Below are 15503 nucleotides of genomic sequence, written 5' to 3' on the forward strand. Positions count from 1 at the left end.
ATATCTAAAATATCAAAAAAAAGCTGAGTACTCTCAGCTTTTTTGTGGCTGTCGTTTTTGTACTAACTTGTTTTTTGCACCCTCAATCACATCTTTATAAAAATAAGTACAAAACTATGGATTATCAAACACTACGCAATAACTGTCCCACATGGGACGACTATATTGGACATGATTTTGTCAAGCAGTTGGCGGCAGGAACGCTAGCACATGACAGCTTTCGCCACTACCTTGTACAAGATTATTTATACCTCATTCACTATACCCGGGTGATGGCGTTAAGTATTTATAAAAGTGACACATTGGCACAAATGCGAGTCGGTCAAGCAGGCGTCAACGCGATGCTCGATATGGAAATTGGCATGTATTTAGATTTTTGCAGTCAGTGGGGAATAGCGATTGAGGAAGTGGAAAAAACGCCTGAATCGGCAGCAACGATCGCTTACAGTCGTTATGTGCTAGATGCTGCTATGACAGGCTCGCTAGCTGAGCTATATGCGGTGATTGCACCTTGCCTGATGGGCTACGGTGAGATTGGCAAACGCATCAAAGATAAAGGCTTTATTGCTAATAATCCTTATCAAATATGGATAGATGTTTTTGCTAGTGATGATTTTCAAGCCATTACTGCACAAAATGAGGCACATATTAATACGCTATTGGCAGAGGCAAGCCCCGCTCAAGCAAACAAGTTTCAACGGTTATTTAACACCGCTTCACGTATGGAAGTAAATTTTTGGCAGCAAGCGTTGGATCTGTCCTAGCTTACATTTTTATAAGCGCTATTTTTGCAAACGAATATTTTACTTACATTATTACTCAAGGAGAAATATCATGGCAGCATTCGACGAACACGCCAGCGCGTATGACAGCTGGTTTTTTGACAACCAAAACTTACTGAGCAGCGAGCTAAAATTAGTTGCCCATTTTTTAGATAAGCAAAGCAATATCCTATCTATTGGCTGTGGTAGTGGACTGTTTGAGTCGCTATTAGCAAAGGATTACGATATTCATATCAAGCATGGTATTGAGCCATCAAAAGACATGGCAGCTATCGCCGAAAAACGCGGTATGCAAGTCGATATCAGTCCTGCTGAAACCTGTGAGATTGAAGCTAATAAGTTTGATATCATCCTATTTAACGGTAGTGTCAGCTATATCAATGATCTAGATGCTTGTATAAAAAAAGCATTTGATGCTCTAAAAACTGGCGGTAAACTGATTCTTATCGATGTACCAAAAGAGAGTGGCTTTGCCAGCTTATATAATCTAGCCAGCTCATTAGATACTTGGGAGCATCCATTACTCGAGCATATCTCGCCTGCCAACCCTTACCCTATTGAACTCGTTAAATCAGCAAATTGGCGCACTTCCGATGAAAAGATTACGCTGATGCAAGACAATGGCTTCGTCGATTTTGTATATGCACAAACTTTGCTGACCCATCCTATGTATGCCAACGACAAGGTACAAGCAGTCATTGAAGGCTATGACCGCGGTGATTATGTGGCGATTTGTGCTTATAAAAAATAAATGAGGTATTTTGTATAGTGATGATTGTTCGTTTCTGTCATTAGTATGGCAGAGCATATTGGAGGGTGCACTTGCGCCCTTCAAAACCTATCAACATCTAAACAATAGATATCTATCATTAGCCTAGTCCATTTAAAAACCGTGATACTGCCTTAACAACCTACTTCTATAGCACTTGAATAATCGAATAACTGCCACTATAAATAGTGAATACAAAGACTATTCTTAGAAAAGCGAGATAAACCTATGAGTGATGCTCTAAAAGATACTACTAATAAAAACTCTAGCAATCAAAACTCCAGCAAGAAAAATAATGACCAATCAGAGCAAACGACTAAAAAAGAGCTTAACATAGCCGAATTGGAGACCAATACCGATAACTTAAAAGGTAAGAAAACGGACGTGCAAAATCCTGAGCTTTGGGTATTTCCGATGAACTATCCCTTAAGTATCATCGGTCATGAAGGCGAGCATGAGAGCTTACTAAATGAAGTGAAGCTGATTCTTGGTAGTCAATTTCCAGAATTTGATTTGGCATCTACAGAAGTTAAGCCTTCAAAAACTGGTCGCTTTCATTCGGTTCGTGTCAACTTGTATTTAACCAATGTTGAGCAAGTAAATACTTTATATGCTGCACTTGATAACGCAAAAACGGTACGTATGGTCGTATAACGACTTTGTAAATTATTTAGAAGAAACCAGTTCCTTTTTCGTCCGAATCGTCACTCATATGGGTGGCGATTTTTTATGGTTTGGGGTACAATCATCCCCCGAAACATACATGACATGACGCTGATAATTGCTCATCAATTTGCCAAACCATAAAAATTAAATCTGCGTCATTTTTACAAAACTTTTATTATTTTTATCATTACCGTCTATCCCTTATCCCATCGTCCTTTGCCAAAATTTGGACACCTCGCAACCTCTGAGCAACATAGTTTGACGCTAAAATCAATATAGCATTTTCAAAATTTTCCCGCTATATTGTGTCCACCTACTAACAAATACCCTATATGTAGTGCTCAGTGATTTAATCTATCACTATGAGTAGTGGCAGCTCTTTGCCTAAAAAAACACGCTGCCATGACAGGATGTTATCGCGTCATAACAGCGCAGCATCACAATAAATAATTAAATAATGAACAAACAAGCAATCAACTTACGAGGTCAGCATGACACATATCGATAAAATCCAAGTAACCAAACGTGATGGACGTTTAGAGCCAATTGATTTAGATAAAATTCACAAGGTTATTGAGTGGGCAGCTCATGGTTTAGATAATGTGTCGGTGTCACAAGTTGAGCTAAAGTCGCACATTCAGTTTTATGAAGGTATCAAAACCCGTGATATTCACGAGACTATTATTAAATCTGCCGCTGATCTTATCTCTGAAACCACGCCTGATTATCAGTATCTGGCTGCACGTTTGGCGATCTTCCATTTACGTAAGATTGCCTATAATAAATTTACCCCGCCACATCTGTTTGATCATGTGCAAAAGCTTACCGACGCAGGCAAATATGACGCCCATATCTTAGCTGATTATAGCCGTGCAGAATTTGATGAATTAGAAGAATATCTTGACCACTGGCGCGATATGAATTTGGCTTATGCTGCTGTTGAGCAAATGGCGGGTAAATACTTAGTGCAAGATCGTGTCAGCAAGACCGTCTTTGAGAGCCCGCAGTTCTTATATATGCTCGTTGGCATGTGTTTATTTGCTAGCTATGACAAGTCAGATCGTCTCGACTATGTGAAGCGCTTTTATGATGCAACGTCAGAGTTCAAAATCTCGCTACCAACGCCAATCATGTCAGGCGTACGTACGCCTTCACGTCAGTTCAGCTCATGCGTATTGATTGAATGCGGTGACAACCTTGACTCTATCAACGCCACCACCAGCGCCATCGTCCGCTATGTATCACAGCGTGCTGGTATCGGTATCAATGCCGGTCGTATCCGCGCCCTTGGTAGCCCTATTCGCGGCGGTGAAGCGCAACATACTGGTTGCGTACCGTTTTATAAGCTCTTCCAAACAGCGGTTAAATGCTGCTCACAAGGTGGCGTTCGTGGCGGTGCAGCAACATTATTTTACCCATTATGGCACTTAGAAGTTGAATCGTTATTGGTACTGAAAAATAACCGCGGCGTCGAAGACAACCGTGTCCGTCATATGGACTATGGCGTTCAGTTAAACAAAACCATGTACACGCGTCTTATTAAAGGTCAAGATATTAGCTTATTCTCACCTTCTGATGTCCCAGGCTTATACGACGCTTTCTTTGAAGATCAAGACAAGTTTGAAGAGCTATATACTAAGTACGAGAATGACCCTAGCATTCGTAGCCGTCAAATTCCAGCCACAGAACTGTTTAGCTTAATGATGCAAGAGCGCGCCAGCACCGGACGTATCTATATCCAAAACGTCGACCATTGCAACACCCATAGTCCGTTTGACCCGACTGTCGCACCAATTCGCCAATCAAACCTCTGTATGGAAATCGCCCTACCGACTAAGCCACTGGATAACATCAATGACGAAGCAGGCGAGATTGCCCTTTGTACGCTATCAGCGGTCAACTTAGGTAAAGTTGAGCACGTTAGCGATATCGAAGAGCCAGCAGAACTCATCGTCCGTGCGCTTGATGCCTTGCTTGATTATCAAGACTATCCAGTCAAAGCCGCCGAAAATGGCAGCATGCGTCGCCGTACCCTAGGCGTTGGCGTGATTAACTATGCGTATTACCTTGCGAAAAATGGCGTCCGCTATTCAGACGACAGCGCACTTGGTCTAACCCATCAAACCTTTGAAGCGTTGCAATTCTATCTCTTAAAAGCGTCAAACAAATTGGCAAAAGAGCAAGGCGCGTGTCCTGCCTTTAATGAGACTACCTACTCGCAAGGTATCTTGCCAATTGATACGTATAAGAAAGACTTGGATAAAATCTGCCAAGAGCCGCTACATCTCGATTGGGAAACGCTACGTACTGAAATCACCACTCACGGTCTGCGCAACTCTACCCTAACTGCCTTGATGCCTTCTGAGACCTCTAGTCAGATTGCCAATGCGACCAACGGTATCGAGCCACCACGCGGTCTGGTGTCTATCAAAGCGTCAAAAGATGGCATCTTAAAGCAAGTCGTGCCTGAGATTGATAAGCTAAAAGATCAGTACGAGCTACTATGGCAAATGCCGAACAATGACGGTTACATAAAGCTGGTCGCGATCATGCAGAAGTTCGTCGATCAAAGTATTTCTGCCAATACCAACTACGATCCCGTTCGTTATGAAGGTGGTCGTGTACCAATGAAGATATTGCTAAAAGATCTGCTAAACGCGTATAAGCTGGGCGTGAAGACTTTGTATTATCACAATACTCGTGATGGTGCGAACGATGCCCAAGCGGATATGGAAGATGATTGTGCTGGTGGCGCATGTAAGATTTAGGCTTGATGGATGGCGGGTTTGGCTTTTGGGTTAAGCTCGCTAACTATTGTGTTGTAACATAAATCGCTATATTTTTCTTAGTTTATAGAACAAAAGTCTAAATAAAATAATTATAAAGTCCTTTAGAAAAGTAGAGACACCTATATGAAGAAAAATATATTAATTAAAAAGCTAGTAAAAGAAATAGCGTCTAACAACTTAGCAATTTTTGCTGGTGCTGGGTTATCAGTTGGAGCAGGTTATATTGACTGGAAAAGCTTATTAAGGGAATTTGCTGAAGAAATTGATTTAGATGTTGACAAAGAACATGACTTGGTTTCTTTAGCTCAATATTATATCAATGAAAAAGGTGGTATTAAATCCACAGTAAACGAACTTATTTTAAATGAGTTTTCTCAGAAAGCAATTCTAACTGAAAATCATAAAATACTAGCAAGACTTCCAATAGATACCTTTTGGACGACAAATTATGATCCTATGCTCGAAAAAGCACTTGAAGACTCTGGAAAAATAGTTGATGTAAAGCATAGCACTGATCATCTGTCTACCTCAATCAGAGGTAGAGATGCTGTCGTGTATAAAATGCATGGTGATGCTTTAGACTCAAGTAATGCTGTATTAACAAAAGATGATTATGAAGAATATAACCTTAAAAGGAATGAATTTTTTACTGCACTTAGAGGAGATTTAACAACTAAAAAATTCTTGTTTCTCGGCTTTAGCTTCTCTGATCCTAATATAGATTACATTTTAAGCCGTATACGCCTATCACATGGGAAAAACCAGTCAGAACACTACTGTATTCTCAGAAATGTAACACAGTTACCTGATGAAGAGCAGGCTGACTTTGAATATAGAGAACGTAAGCAAGAATTATTTATTAATGACCTCAGACGCTTTGGTATTCAAACGGTATCAATCAATGAATACGAAGAAATTACTGAGATATTACTAGAAGTTGAAAAGATTCAAAAGCAAAAGACTATTTTTATCTCTGGTGCTGCTGAGGATTATGCTCCCTACTCTCAACAAGAAGTAGAAAATTTTGTTTCTTCTTTAACGCAAGAAATTTTGAAACTTGGCTATAGAGTTGTAACTGGTTTTGGACTTGGTATTGGTAGTTCCGTAATCTCTGGTGCAGTGAAATACTTATTAGAGAATCGTTTAAAGATAGACGAGGATCATCTAGTCCTTCGACCCTTTCCTCAAAATGAAGAAGGAAGACAATTATGGACAGCATATCGAAAAGACATGATCAGTTATGCTGGTATTTCAATCTTCCTTTTCGGTAATAAAATTGACTCTGAAGGTAAAATTGTAGATTCAAATGGTATGCAGGAAGAGTTTGATATTTCGAAGACCAATGGCAATACTTTGCTTCCAGTTGGGGGAACAGGTTCCATATCGAAAAATCTATGGAAAAACATGTTAGATAACGAAGGTAATAATCAAACAATAGATATAAACAGCCTTGCACCTTCAGTCACTGACTTAGAAACTATCAAGAATAATATTCTGACTATTCTAAAAGGAATCAAATCATGACTAGAAAAGTTTTTTATAGCTTTCACTATGAAACCGATGTCACAAGAGTACAAGTAGTTAGAAATATTGGCGTAATTGAAAAAAACCCTCTTGTTACTCCAAATAAGTGGGAAGAATTAAAGAAAAAAGGTGACAAAGCTGTCAAAGATTGGATTGATAATAATCTCAAAGGTAAAAGTTGCCTAATTGTTTTGATAGGTGCTGAGACAGCAGATAGTAAATGGGTAGACTATGAGATTCGACAGGCATGGAATGCTGGTAAGGGTGTTTTTGGAATACATATTCATAATCTTAAGGATCTGAAAGGTAATAAAACTAATAAAGGACAAAATCCTTTCGATAGTATTGAGCTTAAGAATGGAAATAAACTTTCAAGTTATATTACTTGTTATAACCCTTCTTTTACTAATACATATCAAGATATTGCTAATAATTTAGAAAACTGGATTGAAAAGGCTATTGCTTCAAGATAACTTATATTTTTTATAGCAACTATTAGAGAAATAATATGTATAGAAGTATAGAGGTCACAGACTTTCATCTTTTTAATCCACCTGAAAATATTTCTAACTCAGACGTAATGTTATATAAATCTCGAAAAAAAGAAGCTTTAAACGACTTGAAAGATTACTTACTAGTTGATGGTAATAGTTTAGATGGTAGTGAAATACAAAAATATTTATTCCCTGATGACGACGTTGATATATTTTTATCTCACTCGCATAGTGATGCTGATGAAGCTATAAAATTAGCAATTGCTTTAGAGAGTAAAGGTTTGAAAGTTTTCATTGATTCATGCGTTTGGGGCAATGCGTTTGATTTATTAAAAGTTATAGATGACCAGTATTGTCGTAATTTCGACGATAGTATGTATGACTATAATAAGAGAAATCATTCAACATCTCATGCATATATGATGCTGAATACTGCTTTACATAAAATGATAGATAGATGCGAGATTTTCCTATTCTTAGGTACACCGAACTCTATATCAGTAAAGAATGGCATTGAAAATCAAGAATCGTTAAAATCACCATGGATTTTTTCGGAGCTTGCTTTTATACAGCATGTTCGTAGAAAGAGTTCATTAGAGTCTACATCTCTAGCAGAAAGTTTAGAAAGCAGAGAAAAGATGGCAATGGATTCGCTAGAGGTTCATTACGATAAACCTAGACTAGATTATAAAATTGAAAGTTATGTATTGGAAAATCTATTATCAGGATGCTACTCAGGAAGTAAACTGGTATTGCATCATTTATATAATCGCTTAAATAGTAGATTTGGTTAGAAAGACCTACTTTTATTTAAAGAGGTCGTTTAGCCCCGACTATAGCGGTATTCTGCCAACGCTGATGGCGATGCAGATACAAGCGGTAGGCGAAATTGGCTACCCAAACTTTTTAAATTTAATACAATAACAAATAAGACCCAATTTTCGTGCTAAAATTAGCCCTATATTTAGAGCTTAATATTAGCGGAGAATGAATCATGCAACCCATATTTGCAACACAGACAGCAAGTATCTCAGAGTTAAAGACCAACCCTTCAGCACTGATTAAACAGTCAGACGGTGAGTCTATTGCTATTTTAAACCACAATAAACCCGTGGCTTACTTGGTTTCCACAGATATGTTTGAACGCATGATGGAAGCAATGGACGATATGGGATTAAGCCAAACGGTTAGCGCACGGATGAATGACGGGCAAGTACCTATAAAGGTAAGTTTGGATGACTTATAATCTTGAGTTTCATCCTTTAGCGTTGAAAGAATGGAAAAAGATAGCACCTAGTATTCAGCAGCAGTTTAAGAAAAAATTACAGCAGCGCTTATTAAATCCGCGTGTTCCTGCTTCACAACTCTCGAGACATGCAGACACTTATAAAATTAAATTACGCACCATAGGTTACCGTCTGGTATATACAGTCAAAGATGATGTGGTCGTGGTTTATGTATTAGCAGTAGGCAAAAGAGAGAATAACAAAGTATATGACGTGCTTGCGACACGCCAACCATAATTAAAACACAGACAGAATAAAAATGACGGAGGTCATAGAGTGCAATATACCGCAATCATCAAAGACGGTGGTTTGTTTATCCCTAACGTATTTTCAGACCTAAACGATGGTCAGTCCTATATCGTGCAAGTCACCGTTGATATCGAAGACGCTCGCCAGCAGCTAAGTGGGCATGGCACAGCAAAAAAAGAAGCATTTAAACAAACCGCAAAAGAGCCAAAAAAAACAGTAAAGAAAGTGTCGAAAAAAGAAGCACTAGACGTTGATTTGGAGACACTGCGTAAGAGTGCTGTCGATGAGCTAGAAGGCTTGGATGATGTCGAGCTTAGCGAGATATTTAAAGCCTATATGAATGATGGGCACGCAGCGACACAAATATCATTAGAGAATTTATAATAGAGAGCCTATAACCCATTTTGCTGATATTTTAAAACCGTATTTTTAGAAACCGCATCTCAAACTTCAAATTCATAACTGTATTTATTATAAAGGTAGCACGATGACTTATTCAATTTTTTCCCAAAAGCCAAATAATGCTTTGCTCGAACCGATGTTCTTTGGTAATCCGGTTAACGTGGCGCGTTATGATCAGCAAAAGCATCCTATCTTTGAGCAGTTGATCGAAAAGCAGTTGTCGTTCTTCTGGCGTCCAGAAGAAGTCGATGTCTCACGTGACCGTATGGACTATGGCAATCTGTCGTCACATGAGCAGCATATCTTTATCAGTAACCTAAAATATCAGACCCTACTCGACTCTATCCAAGGTCGCAGCCCAAACGTGGTGCTATTGCCACTAGTATCAATTCCTGAGCTTGAGACGTGGATTGAAACGTGGACATTTTCTGAGACCATTCACTCGCGCAGCTACACCCATATCATCCGTAATATTGTCAATGACCCTGCTATCATCTTTGATGACATCATGTACAACGAGCACATTTTAGAACGTGCCTCTGACATCGCCAAATACTACGATGACTTATATTACAGCTCATCGCTATATAACCTATACGGCGCAGGCACGCATACGATCAATGGCAAGGAAATTACCGTTGATTTAAAATCACTGAAAAAGCAGCTTTATTTATGCTTGATGGCAGTCAACGTCTTAGAAGCCATTCGTTTTTATGTGTCGTTTGCTTGCTCGTTTGCCTTTGCTGAGCGTAAGCTGATGGAAGGTAATGCCAAAATTATTAAGCTCATTGCCCGTGATGAGGCACTACATTTAACGGGTACTCAGCATATTTTAAACCTCATGCGTATCGGACGTGATGATCCAGAGATGGTCAATATCGCCAAAGAATGCTATGAAGAAAGCATCGAGATATTCCGTAAAGCAGCAGAACAAGAAAAAGAATGGGCAGGCTATCTATTCAAAGACGGCTCAATGATTGGTCTAAATAAAGACATTCTTTGCCAATATATCGAATATATCACCAATTTACGTATGGAAGCGGTTGGCTTGCCAGTGGCATTCCCGAAATCTAAATCAAATCCTATTCCGTGGATTAATACGTGGTTGTCTTCTGATAACGTACAAGTTGCCCCGCAAGAAACGGAAATCAGCTCATACTTAGTTGGTCAGATTGATTCAGATTTATCAGATAGCGACTTTGATGACTTTGAGCTATAGAAGATAGTTCTTCAAGATTGAGCTTTTAATAGAGTCGATTCATCATAGAATAAATGCAGTGGCAGTACTGCTGAGATAAGTTTTGCGCAGCCTCTGTCTGCGTAGGCACAGCAAGCAAGTAAAATTTTTCTCAGTAGCACGTTATAATACTTGTACTTATTTTATTTAGGATTGAATTTGTTATAAAAAGGTAGGATGCAACGATGACTTGGGTAATGACGAGTAAGAAGCAATTTTACCTGCATGACGATGAAAGTCTGCTTGATGGCTTGCTACGCACCGGACATGATATCAATTATCAATGTAAGGAAGGCTACTGTGGCAGCTGCCGAATCAAGCGTATCGCCAGCTCACATATTGTAGATTATCCGTTTGAGCCGCTTGCTATGATTGAAGAAGATGAAATCTTACCCTGCTGCTGTAGAGTGCAAGGGGTGATTTATATTAGCCATGATTCTGTTGAAAAATAGTCTGTAAACCCATTAAAAAATCATAAAAAATCGCGCTGTCTTAAAGATAGCGCGATTTTTTTATCAAGATTTTTCTTGTAAAGAATAGGCTAAAAACTATTTTTATTAACGTATTCTTTATCAAGACCCCTTTATTGAGGGGCGCCATCTCTTTCAAATAACTGTAACAACTCTTCGCGCATACGATCACGCTCTGCTTCTGACATCATCGGTATCTCTTGTCCTTCACCTTGTTCTTGACCTTGCAGTCTTGGATGAGCCCTACCCTCAAGCGCCTCATCAGGGATAATAACAGGAACTACCTTAGGCTCTTCTGCTGGACGCTCCTCTAACAATATCTTCACTTGCGCATTTTTACCTTGACGTAAGATTTGAGCGTAGAGGGTAGTATTGGGTGCTTTACGAGCAACATACTGAATCAAGGTATTGGCATCCGTCATCTCAACCCCATCAATCGTAAGGATGACATCGCCAACACGCAGACCACTCTTAGCCGCTGGGCTTTTAGGAACGATGCTTAATACTTCGACACCGATTGAGGTTTCAAGCTGTGTTGGATCACGAAGTTGTGATTGTATCTCGATACCGAGCCAACCACGGCTGACCTTACCATCTTTAATAATGGCATTCATCACTTGCTCAACGATAGCGGTAGGAATGGCAAAACCAATGCCCATAGAGCCACCTGAGCGTGAATAAATTGCGGTGTTGATACCAACCAGCTCGCCATTAGCATCAACCAGCGCGCCACCTGAGTTACCCGGATTGATAGCTGCATCCGTTTGGATAAAGTCTTCAAACTTATTAACACCGAGCCCTGTACGTCCAGTCGCTGAGATAATACCTTGCGTGACTGTTTGACCGACACCGAACGGATTACCAATCGCTAAGGCTACATCGCCAACGCGAATCAGGTCTTCACGGAATCCCAATGGCGTTAGTCCCTTCATATCGACTTTAATCACCGCCAAATCGCTGTCTGGATCGGTGCCAACAAGCTTAGCACGGCTCTTGCGACCATCATTAAAAGCGACAGTTATCTCATCTGCCTTCTCAATCACATGCGCATTGGTCACGATATAACCATCTTCTGAGACAATCACGCCAGAGCCTAAATTGGTATTACCCTGCTCTTCTGACGGTCCACCATGGAATTCAAAAAACCGGCGTAGAGCTGGATCATCCATGTAAGGATGCTCTACCATCGTTTGGGTCGTATAAATGTTGACCACTGATTGCGAAGCCCTAGCAACGCCATTATGATAAGAAGAAATAGGTTCTGCTGCATCTCCTACAGGTGTAGAGGCTTGTTGCTCAGCAGGCGTGTTCCTCGGCGGCTCCCACTTTGCCTCTGAGGCGGTCTTCATACTCGCAAACAACCAGACAAATGCTGCAATCATGATAAGCAACAAAAGCCAAGGTAACCACTTTAATAGACCCGCTTTGTTGTTGGCATTTCGAGATGACGACATATAAAACCTCTATAAAATTTTGTAAAAACAGACAATAATAAATACAGTGAAACCGCTCTTGCCAATCATGTGTTATTAACATCTGTTATTAACATGTGTCATTAACAAGGTAAGATGCGTTAAACGCTATTAATCATGCAGGTTCAGCTATGCAAATTATAACTGGCAAAACAGCCCAATAGTAACGCATCGTGTACCGTTTCAGTTATTAGGCTTGTCTACTCTTTTACCGCATCATGTTAATATGACTATTATGAAAGATTATCTACATTCTATAAATACTTGAGCCACTGTAAACGCTTTAATCATTGAAACAGCTATAAGGGAATGCCATGAGCGCGTACGATATCTTAACCGAATCATCAAATCCAATCATTACCGCACAAGCCTTAACCAAATTTTGTGACGATTACTTGTCAGCGGATGCCTTTAAAGATTATGCACCCAATGGTCTACAAGTAGATGGCGGACAGCCAATCCAGCGTATTGTCAGCGGTGTGACCGCTTGCGAAGCGTTGATTGATGCCGCTATTGCCGATAATGCTAATGCCATTATGGTACATCACGGTTATTTTTGGAAAGGGGAATCTGCGCCCCTCACTGGTATGAAAGGTCAGCGTATCCGTAAATTGATGCAACATGGCATCTCTTTGATTGGCTATCACCTACCACTCGACGCTCACCCTGTCATTGGCAATAACGCTAAGCTGGCTGAGTCATTAGACATGACCATCATCGGGGCATTGTATCCTACTGAAACGCACCCCGTTGGCAATATAGCTATTTGCACACCGCAGAACACTCAAAGTCTTATTGCCCAGATTACCAAAGCATTGGGGCGTATGCCCTTACATATTTCTGCGGATTATAAAATCTCGACTGGCTCTGAGCATGATGAGCAAAACAACAGAATGATTGAACGGGTGGGTATCTGTACGGGCGGCGCACAAGATATGATTGAGCAAGCGGCATTGATGGGCTGTGATGCGTTTATTTCTGGTGAAATATCAGAGCGTACTACCCATATTGCTCGCGAGCTTGGGATTGACTATTTTGCTTGTGGGCATCATGCAACAGAACGTGGTGGCATTGAAGCGTTGGGCAATATCATTGCTCAGAAATTCGGACTGCCCGTCACTTTTGTTGATATTGATAATCCTGCTTAATTCTACTTACTCACGTAGATATCTGTCACGTAGATATCTACTTTATTTAGGAATGAATATATCAGCTTCAATCTAATTAATAGCTAAAACAGAGCTGTTTTTTACCGTCTGTAGCTCGATTGTTAAGTTTTATCGCTATTCTATTAACTTTACTTGAATAATATAACAAACATCCGCATATTAGCACCTGAAGAAAGAACGTTTTGTCATGAGACTTCCATTTACTATAGCTTCCGGTTATGGCGTTAAAATGCTGTTTATTATCTGAAAATTTTACTATTTTATTGCTTACTATATTATTGAATAGACAAGGTTTTATGTAATGAACACAGGCAATACTATCCCTGCTTAGATTTTTTAGCAGTACAGTATGCTTTATTTTAGCGTCGCAATAATGACTAGGCAAAGCCTGTTTGATGGTTTTTATATCCACCATTAGATAGGTTAACTTGCTTAGCCTTATTGCTGGACAAACAGTATTAGTTGCCATGGATTCTATTCGCTATTTACTCCATTAAGAGTGATGCAAAGAATGCTTGGTGACTAATACTAGCGTAGCAAAACTTGGCTATATTAATAGTCTGCTTACGCCCTATGTTTGTTTCAATAATTTATTCATGACCTTACCTATGTTTCATATAGTTATCTAAATAACAGTCAACGCTATCATCGATGAAGGAATCATCCGATCTAGATCCTTCTCAGTATTGTGCATCCTAGTTTTTGGGATGATGTTTTGAGAGTGATATATTCATACTTTTAAACTATATGGCAATATACAATTGAATCGCTGATAGAGACTGTAGCGCTATATTTAAACAAGCTGTTATGGCATTTATGTATTTTATAAATGCCATAACAGCTAAAGTGCACATACATTTATGCTTAATATCTCAGCATAGAGTGACTATAAATGTATGTACATTTTTACGGTAAGCAGGATGGCTGAAATCAGGAGACATCCATGCAACGTATTACTTATCGTGTGAAAGTATCTGCGCGAGGGGCGAAAAGCCGTATCTCATACATGCTGCGTCCATCTAAACGCTTACTGAGCACCAAAAGTAACATCGTTTCATCAGTTACACCTATCGTTTCATCTGTTGCACCTATCAAGGTAACTCGTTTTGCCAAAACTAAAAAATTGGTACAAATATCTAGTATTGCCCTTCTATCCCTCCCTGCTGAGAGTTTGACGACAATGCGTACGCAGGTACCAGCCTACGATCATGTCATGCTGGAGAATACCTTGACGATTGCTGCTGTTCCAGGTGACAGCACATATTTTGCGACTGACGGCTTCCAACATGGCTTTGGTTACGACTTAGTGCATAACTATGCTGATCAGCTCGGGGTAAATGTTATCCTGAAAGCTTATGCGGATGAAGAAGCGGCGCTCAGAGCGTTACAGTCAGGCGATGCCGATATGGCTCTGACCACTGCCAGCACGCAATTAAAGAGCCAGCTTAATTTATCTTCTATCAATGTCAGCTGTGGTTATGATGCCAGTTTAACCAAAAATGGCTTACACCCTAAAGTCAGCTGGACGTTCAATTCAGCCAATGACCCATTATCACAAAAAGCCAGTTACTTTTTATGCGATAACATCAAACTCGAAAACACGCAAAAGCTAGCTGCTTTTTATAATCAAGACTTGCTAAAAGATGCCTACAGTCAAGATCACTTCAAAAAAACTCTAACAGAAAAGTTGCCCGATTATCAGTCTTCGTTTAAAGAACAAGCCCGTAACTATAATCACGATTGGGAGCTGCTGGTTGCCATGGGTTACCAAGAGTCACATTTAGATGCCAATGCCGTCTCTCCAACAGGCGTACGCGGTATCATGATGTTGACCAATAATACGGCAAAAGCAATGGGGGTCTCAGACCGTGTTGATCCTTACCAAAGTATCGGTGGCGGCGCTCGTTACTTGGAGCAGATGAAGTCTGATTTCGCTGATGTACCGAAAACGGACCGGATTTGGTTTGCGCTAGCGGCTTATAATATGGGTCCAAATGCCGTAAAAGGTATCCAGCGTAAATTGAGTGCTCGCGGTATCGATGATAAAAATTGGGCAAATATATATGCCTATTTGTCTGAAAATAAAGCGTCTAATAGTCGTTACGGTCAAGCGATGCATTATGTGACTAATATCAGAAGTTATCTTGAGACGATTAAAACTACCACTGTCTAATGATAGTTTTTAGTGACTATT

At 39.9% G+C, this 15503-nt stretch carries 15 protein-coding genes; 14 read left to right on the plus strand and 1 reads right to left on the minus strand.

Annotated features, from left to right (window positions below):
- Window positions 1-116 precede the first annotated feature (116 nt).
- The 12 genes from tenA (at window position 117) to yfaE (ending at window position 10650) form a co-directional block, all read left to right on the plus strand.
- On the plus strand, window positions 117-764 hold the full coding sequence (tenA, locus tag WAZ74_RS11445; RefSeq protein ID WP_422308422.1) for a thiaminase II: 648 nt from the start codon (window positions 117-119) through the stop codon (window positions 762-764).
- A 70-nt stretch (window positions 765-834) separates the two neighbouring features.
- A complete protein-coding gene (locus WAZ74_RS11450; protein WP_422308423.1) occupies window positions 835-1533 on the plus strand; it encodes a class I SAM-dependent DNA methyltransferase in 699 nt (232 codons plus the stop codon).
- 351 nt (window positions 1534-1884) lie between these two features.
- Window positions 1885-2205, plus strand: coding sequence for a YbeD family protein (locus tag WAZ74_RS11455; protein ID WP_422308520.1), 321 nt, complete (start codon window positions 1885-1887; stop codon window positions 2203-2205).
- 503 nt (window positions 2206-2708) lie between these two features.
- Complete coding sequence (gene nrdA, locus WAZ74_RS11460; RefSeq protein WP_422308424.1) at window positions 2709-4985, plus strand: class 1a ribonucleoside-diphosphate reductase subunit alpha; 2277 nt, start codon at window positions 2709-2711, stop codon at window positions 4983-4985.
- A 144-nt stretch (window positions 4986-5129) separates the two neighbouring features.
- Window positions 5130-6530 (plus strand): SIR2 family protein, encoded by a 1401-nt coding sequence (locus tag WAZ74_RS11465; RefSeq protein ID WP_422308425.1) that lies wholly within the window; start codon window positions 5130-5132, stop codon window positions 6528-6530.
- A complete protein-coding gene (locus WAZ74_RS11470; RefSeq protein WP_422308426.1) occupies window positions 6527-7003 on the plus strand; it encodes a TIR domain-containing protein in 477 nt (158 codons plus the stop codon). The genes WAZ74_RS11465 and WAZ74_RS11470 overlap by 4 nt, the downstream gene beginning before the upstream one ends.
- A gap of 35 nt (window positions 7004-7038) precedes the next feature.
- A complete protein-coding gene (locus tag WAZ74_RS11475) occupies window positions 7039-7818 on the plus strand; it encodes a toll/interleukin-1 receptor domain-containing protein (protein WP_422308427.1) in 780 nt (259 codons plus the stop codon).
- 200 nt (window positions 7819-8018) lie between these two features.
- Window positions 8019-8270: a type II toxin-antitoxin system Phd/YefM family antitoxin gene (locus tag WAZ74_RS11480; RefSeq protein WP_422308428.1), complete on the plus strand. Its 252-nt coding sequence runs from the start codon at window positions 8019-8021 to the stop codon at window positions 8268-8270.
- Entirely contained in the window at window positions 8260-8547 is a 288-nt protein-coding gene (locus WAZ74_RS11485; RefSeq protein WP_422308429.1) for a type II toxin-antitoxin system RelE family toxin, read from the plus strand. The genes WAZ74_RS11480 and WAZ74_RS11485 overlap by 11 nt, the downstream gene beginning before the upstream one ends.
- A 39-nt stretch (window positions 8548-8586) precedes the next feature.
- On the plus strand, window positions 8587-8943 hold the full coding sequence (locus tag WAZ74_RS11490) for a hypothetical protein (RefSeq protein WP_422308430.1): 357 nt from the start codon (window positions 8587-8589) through the stop codon (window positions 8941-8943).
- A 103-nt stretch (window positions 8944-9046) separates the two neighbouring features.
- The gene (gene nrdB / locus WAZ74_RS11495; RefSeq protein WP_422308431.1) at window positions 9047-10180 is read left to right on the plus strand and encodes a class Ia ribonucleoside-diphosphate reductase subunit beta; all 1134 of its coding nucleotides are present in this window, start codon (window positions 9047-9049) and stop codon (window positions 10178-10180) included.
- 203 nt (window positions 10181-10383) lie between these two features.
- Window positions 10384-10650 (plus strand): class I ribonucleotide reductase maintenance protein YfaE, encoded by a 267-nt coding sequence (gene yfaE, locus WAZ74_RS11500; RefSeq protein ID WP_422308432.1) that lies wholly within the window; start codon window positions 10384-10386, stop codon window positions 10648-10650.
- Between the two features lie 131 nt (window positions 10651-10781).
- Here the strand turns inward: yfaE and WAZ74_RS11505 are convergent, their stop codons facing one another.
- Window positions 10782-12122: a S1C family serine protease gene (locus WAZ74_RS11505; RefSeq protein WP_422308433.1), complete on the minus strand. Its 1341-nt coding sequence runs from the start codon at window positions 12120-12122 to the stop codon at window positions 10782-10784.
- A gap of 332 nt (window positions 12123-12454) precedes the next feature.
- Here WAZ74_RS11505 and WAZ74_RS11510 point away from each other — a divergent pair, with 332 nt between their 5' ends.
- Both WAZ74_RS11510 and WAZ74_RS11515 read left to right on the plus strand, forming a co-directional pair.
- On the plus strand, window positions 12455-13288 hold the full coding sequence (locus WAZ74_RS11510; protein ID WP_422308434.1) for a Nif3-like dinuclear metal center hexameric protein: 834 nt from the start codon (window positions 12455-12457) through the stop codon (window positions 13286-13288).
- A gap of 964 nt (window positions 13289-14252) precedes the next feature.
- Window positions 14253-15482, plus strand: a complete 1230-nt coding sequence (locus WAZ74_RS11515; RefSeq protein WP_422308435.1) for a transglycosylase SLT domain-containing protein — start codon at window positions 14253-14255, stop codon at window positions 15480-15482.
- Window positions 15483-15503 lie beyond the last annotated feature (21 nt).

The sequence above is a fragment of the Psychrobacter sp. genome (genome assembly GCF_049295055.1).
Lineage (GTDB): Bacteria > Pseudomonadota > Gammaproteobacteria > Pseudomonadales > Moraxellaceae > Psychrobacter.